Genomic DNA, 5,094 nt, shown 5'->3' with positions numbered 1-5,094 from the left:
ATTCCCGCCGATGGCGCCGTGCGGCCGCGCTGGCCGCTGGATGAAACAGCCGCGCCCGTCCTGGGTTTCGGCAAGAGGGGAGCCAAGGCATGAACGATCGACGGAAGATCGCCGTGGTCGGCGGGGGCGCCTGGGGAACGGCTCTGGCCACCGTCGCCGCCCGCAACGGGCATAGCGTAGAGATCTATGCGCGCGAAGAGCAGACGGTGGAAGCCATCAACACGCGGCACGAAAATCCGTCCTACCTGCCGGATATCGCGCTGCCGCCCGAACTCCACGCCACCAGCCGCATCGAGGAAGCGCTGGACGGCGCCGAGATGGTGCTTGTCGTCGTGCCGGCGCAGACGGTGCGGGCCCTTGCCCGGACCATGAAGGACCATCTGACCGAGCAAACGCCGCTCGTCCTGTGCAGCAAGGGGATCGAGAAATCGACCGGCCTCTTCGTATCGCAGATGATGGCCGAGGAACTTCCCGACCAGCCGCTCGCCGTCCTGTCCGGCCCGAGCTTCGCCCAGGACCTTGCACGCGGCCTGCCCACGGCGGTGACGCTGGCGAGCGCGGATGCCGGACTGGCCGACCGCCTGGCGGCGATCCTGTCGGGCGACACGCTGCGCATCTACGCCTCGGCCGACATTGTCGGCGTGGAGGCCGGTGGTGCGCTGAAGAACGTCCTGGCCCTGGCGGCCGGCGCCATCGCAGGGCGCCAGATGGGCCCCTCGGCGGGCGCGGCCATCGTGACGCGCGGCTTCGTCGAACTGCGACGGCTCGGCGAAGCGCTCGGCGCGCGCCCGGAAACACTGATGGGCCTGTCCGGCCTGGGCGACCTGGTGCTGACCTGCTCGAGCCCCCAATCCCGCAACTTCGCCTATGGCGCCGCGCTTGGCCGGGGCGAGGACCTGACGCAGCTCAAGCTGGCGGAAGGGATCTATTCGGCCAGCATCGCGGCGCGCCTGGCCCGCGAGCACGGCGTGGAAGCGCCCATTATCCAGACCGTCGCCGATGTGCTGGAAGGCGCCGTCTCGCTGGACGATGCCATCCGCGCCCTTTTGTCCCGGCCGCTCAAGCGCGAGACCGACTGACCCCTTACACGCAAGGAGAAAACCCATGCTCTACGCCATCATCTGCAACGACCGCCCGGATGCGGGAACCCTGCGCATGGATACGCGCCCCGCCCATGTGGACTACCTGAAATCCCTCGGCGACACGCTGAAACTCGCCGGGCCCTTCCTGGCTGACGAGAAGCCCGATGGCAGCCTCCTCGTGGTCGAAGCTGCGGACGAGGCGGCAGCCCGTGCGCTGGCAGAGAACGATCCCTATGCCAAGGCCGGCTTGTTCGCCAACACCACAATCCGCCGCTGGAACTGGGTCTTCAACAATCCTGAGGCTCGCTGACGGCATGGCCTTCTGGCTGTTCAAGTCCGAGCCCTTCAAATGGTCCTTCGAGATGCAGAAGGCCAAGGGAGACACCGGACAGGAATGGGATGGCGTCCGCAACTTCCAGGCGCGCAACTTCATGCGCCAGATGAAGGTCGGGGAGCGCGGCTTCTTCTATCATTCCAACGAGGGCAAGGCGGTGGTGGGGATCGTGGAGGTGATCGCGCCCGCGCATCCCGATTCCACGTCGCAGGATCCGCGCTGGGAATGCGTGGATCTGAAGGCCGTCATGGATGTTCCCAAGCCGGTCACGCTCGACGCCATCAAGGCGGAGCCGCGATTGAAGGACATGGTCCTCGTCAACAATTCGCGATTGTCGGTTCAGCCGGTCAGCGAAGCGGAGTTTCGCATCGTGTGCGAGATGGGCGGGCTCGATCCGGCAGATGCGGCGGGCGGCTGACGCCGCCCCCGCAGTGTCATCCTCTTACAGGACGCCGATCAGCCAGAGGATGATGATGATGGGGATCGGAATGCCGATGAGCCAGAGAAGGCCGCCTTTGAACATGAATGTCTCCCTGCGTTGCATGTCCTTGGCAAACTTGCAGGCGGCGGGCAGGTTCCCGAGATGATTGCGCTTTCACCGGAACGTGCCCGCGACTTCGTGCTCGCCAATACGCGGCAGCATGTCCCGCCCCATGTTCCGGAGGTTCGCCTGCACCTGGCGGACGAGGCGCACGACCTTTGGCTGAAGACGGAGGAGGAGCTCGCCGCGCTGGGCCTGCCGCCCCCGTTCTGGGCCTTCGCCTGGGCCGGCGGCCAGGGTCTTGCGCGCTTCGTCATCGATCATCCGGCCTCTGTATCGTGCAGGCGCGTCGTGGATTTTGCGAGCGGCTCCGGGCTGGTGGCCATTGCGGCCGCGCAGGCGGGAGCGGCCACCATCACCGCCATCGATACCGACCCTTTCGCCGCGCAGGCCATTCTCCTGAACGCTGAAGCCAACGGCGTGTCGGTGGATATCCTGTCCGGCGACAGGATCGGCGCGCCGCTCGATGCCGACGTCCTCCTGGCCGGAGACGTCTTCTACGACGCCGCCTTCGCGGCCCGGCTCATCCCCTGGTTCGATGCGCTGGCGGCTGCCGGCCTGTCGATCCTGGTGGGCGATCCCGGCCGCGCTTATCGGCCGCGGGATCGCCTCGACGCCTTGGCGCACTACGCTGTGCCGGTCACACGCGCGCTGGAGGATGCCGATATTAAATCGGTCGAGGTTTACGCGTGGCGGGCGCCCTGATCAGCCCGTCGCCATGGCCGAGGGGGCGATCCGGACCGGAACGCTCTTGGCCGCGGGAACGTGACTGTCCTGCGCGTGGTGCCAGAGGGGGATCAGCGAGTTCAGCTCCGGGTAATAGCCCGCGACATCGCCTTCCGGCACATCGAAGGCATGGACCCGGAAGCCATCGACACGCCGGTCCACGCCGTCATCGGCATGCGTCTCGACGCTCACCATATCCTGGTCCTGTAGGCCGAGCCGTGCCATGTCCGCCTTGTTCATCAGGATCACGGTCCGCGAACCGCTGACACCGCGCAGCCGATCGTCCAGCCCGTAGACCGTGGTGTTGAACTGGTCGTTGGACCGCACGGTCATCAGCCGGAACAGGCCCGGCCCGTCAACATCGATGTCGGGATTCACGTCCAGCGTGTCCGGCACGTAGAAATTCGCCTTCCCGCTATCGGTCTTCCATTCGCGTCGGCAGGCCTCGATGTCGCGGTGGAACCCGCCGGCCTGCGTGAAGCGCGCGTTGAAATCGTGGAAGTCCTTCGGATAGGCTTTCGCGATCTCGTCCCGGATGCGGCCATAATCCGCCACCCAGCCGTCCCAGTCGATCGAGCTGCGCCCCGGGACCGTCGCCTTGGCCATCCCGGCAACGATCGCCGGCTCGGACAGGAGATTGGGCGATGCCGGTGGACGCATCCCGAAGGAGGCGTGGATGCAGGCCGTCGAATCCTCGATCGATACGGTCTGGTCGCCACTGGCCTGCGTATCGCGCTCGATCCGTCCGAGACAGGGCAGAAGGAAGGTGACCGCGCCCGGCAGGAGATGGTTGCGGTTGAGTTTGGTGGCGATCTGCACATGCAGGCGCAGCCCGGTCCAGGCCGCTTCTAGAAGGTCCGTCTCGGGCGCGGCGCGCGAGAAGTTGCCGCCAAGGCCGATGAAGGCCTTCACCGATCCGTCGAGAACGCCCTTGCAGGTGCCGATCGTGTCCAGCCCCTTCTCACGCGGCGGCTCGAAGCCGTACATCTTCGCAAAACTGTCGAGCGGCGCGAGTTCGGGCTTTTCGGTCATGCCGACGGTGCGCTGGCCCTGCACGTTGGAATGGCCGCGAATGGGCGAGATGCCGGCGCCCGGCTTGCCGATCTGGCCCCGCATCAGCAGGAGGTTGGCGAGCATGCGGACATTGCCTACCCCGTGGCGGTGCTGCGTCAGCCCCATGCCATAATTGGCGATCACACGTTCCGCCCGGGCATATTGGCGGGCGACGTCGGACAGCTCCTCCCGCGACAGGCCGGAGCGCGCTTCGATCTCGGCCCAGTCATAGGCGCGGACGGCGGCTTCGAACGCCTCGAAACTATGCCCATGCTCGGCGATGAAGGCACGGTCCACCGGCGTGCCGTCACCTGGCTCGCCGGCCTCTTCCAGGGCAAAGAGCGCCTTGGCGATCCCGGCCATGGCGGCCATGTCGCCGCCGCAGCGGATCTGGAAATAGTCCGAGCTCATCTTCGTGCCGTCACCCGGGGAGAGCATTTCCGCCGGGCTCTGCGGATTCTTGAAGCGAATCAGGCCGCGCTCGCGCAAGGGGTTGAAGACGATGACCGGCACGCCGCGCTTGCGCGCCTCCTGCAGCGGGTGCAGCAGGCGCGGCGCGTTGGTGCCCGTATTGTGCCCGAAGAAGAAGATCAGATCGGCCTTTTCGAAATCTTCCAGGACGACGGTCCCGACCGGCGAGCCGATCGACAAAGGCAGCCCGACGGACGTCGATTCATGGCACATATTGGAGGAATCGGGTAGATTCTGCGATCCGTAGACCCGCGCGAAGAGCTGGTACATGTAAGTCGTTTCCAGCGCCGCGCGGCCGGACGCGTAGAAGACCACCGATGTCGGGTCGAGTGCCTGCAACTCACGGCCGATCTCGGCGAAGGCGGCCTCCCAGGACACGGGCACATACTGGTCGAGCGTGGAGTCGTAGCGCATGGGGTGGGTCAGCCGCCCTTCCTTTTCCAGGGCGTGGTCCGTCCAGTTGCGCAGTTCGCTGACCCGGTGCCGGGCGAAGAAGTCACGATCGGTGCGGTGGGCGGTCTGCTCCCAGATCGTGGCCTTGGCGCCGTTCTCGCAGAATTCGAACCGGTGCGGATCGGCCGGCTTGGCCCAGGAACACGACACGCAGGCAAAGCCACCGGGCTTGTTCTGCCGGTAGAGGCTGGCCCAGACCGAGGCCGAACCAAGGCCCTCCGCCGCGCTGATGCGGGCGAGCGAGCCCACTGAACCCCATCCGCCCGTCGGTTGGTCATAGGGCTCGACCACCACGTCGTCGCTCTTACGCTCGTTGTCCATGGTTGAGACCCCATCGTTTCCCGTCAGGGAACAATGGTGCGGGCGCAGCGGCGGTTCCGCCCAGCCCCCCCCATGGACCAACCCGGCCGGGCGCGGTCAGCGCAGGACGCGGA

The 5,094-nt window shown here is 66.5% G+C and carries 5 protein-coding genes; 4 read left to right on the top strand and 1 reads right to left on the bottom strand.

Going from position 1 to position 5,094, the window contains the following annotated elements:
* The first annotated feature begins 89 nt into the window (after nt 1-89).
* The 4 genes from AUL30_RS05450 (at nt 90) to AUL30_RS05435 (ending at nt 2,662) form a co-directional block, all read left to right on the top strand.
* Nucleotides 90-1,079 carry an NAD(P)H-dependent glycerol-3-phosphate dehydrogenase gene (locus AUL30_RS05450; protein WP_062226865.1) on the top strand — a complete coding sequence of 330 codons (990 nt, stop codon included), beginning with the start codon at nt 90-92 and terminating at the stop codon, nt 1,077-1,079.
* 25 nt (nt 1,080-1,104) lie between these two features.
* Nucleotides 1,105-1,392, top strand: coding sequence for a YciI-like protein (locus tag AUL30_RS05445; RefSeq protein ID WP_062226864.1), 288 nt, complete (start codon nt 1,105-1,107; stop codon nt 1,390-1,392).
* Nucleotides 1,393-1,396: 4 nt separating this feature from the next.
* Nucleotides 1,397-1,834, top strand: coding sequence for an EVE domain-containing protein (locus AUL30_RS05440; RefSeq protein ID WP_062226863.1), 438 nt, complete (start codon nt 1,397-1,399; stop codon nt 1,832-1,834).
* Between the two features lie 165 nt (nt 1,835-1,999).
* Nucleotides 2,000-2,662 carry a class I SAM-dependent methyltransferase gene (locus tag AUL30_RS05435; RefSeq protein ID WP_062226866.1) on the top strand — a complete coding sequence of 221 codons (663 nt, stop codon included), beginning with the start codon at nt 2,000-2,002 and terminating at the stop codon, nt 2,660-2,662.
* Here the strand turns inward: AUL30_RS05435 and AUL30_RS05430 are convergent, their stop codons facing one another.
* Complete coding sequence (locus AUL30_RS05430) at nt 2,663-4,981, bottom strand: FdhF/YdeP family oxidoreductase (RefSeq protein WP_062226862.1); 2,319 nt, start codon at nt 4,979-4,981, stop codon at nt 2,663-2,665. It lies immediately after the preceding gene.
* Nucleotides 4,982-5,094: the final 113 nt, after the last annotated feature.

Origin of the sequence: Aureimonas frigidaquae (genome assembly GCF_001463905.1) — a bacterium.
In the GTDB taxonomy this organism is placed as follows: Bacteria; Pseudomonadota; Alphaproteobacteria; order Rhizobiales; family Rhizobiaceae; genus Aureimonas; species Aureimonas frigidaquae.
Note: the sequence above shows the minus strand (reverse complement) of the source record. Positions and strands in the feature narration are given on the sequence as shown.

Excerpts from the sequence above, each read along its gene's own strand:
- AUL30_RS05445 (WP_062226864.1), top strand. The coding sequence starts at position 1,105 with ATGCTCTACGCCATCATCTGCAACGACCGCCCGGATGCGGGAACCCTG.
- AUL30_RS05440 (WP_062226863.1), top strand. The coding sequence starts at position 1,397 with ATGGCCTTCTGGCTGTTCAAGTCCGAGCCCTTCAAATGGTCCTTCGAG.
- AUL30_RS05430 (WP_062226862.1), bottom strand. The coding sequence starts at position 4,981 with ATGGACAACGAGCGTAAGAGCGACGACGTGGTGGTCGAGCCCTATGAC.
- AUL30_RS05435 (WP_062226866.1), top strand. The coding sequence starts at position 2,000 with ATGATTGCGCTTTCACCGGAACGTGCCCGCGACTTCGTGCTCGCCAAT.
- AUL30_RS05450 (WP_062226865.1), top strand. The coding sequence starts at position 90 with ATGAACGATCGACGGAAGATCGCCGTGGTCGGCGGGGGCGCCTGGGGA.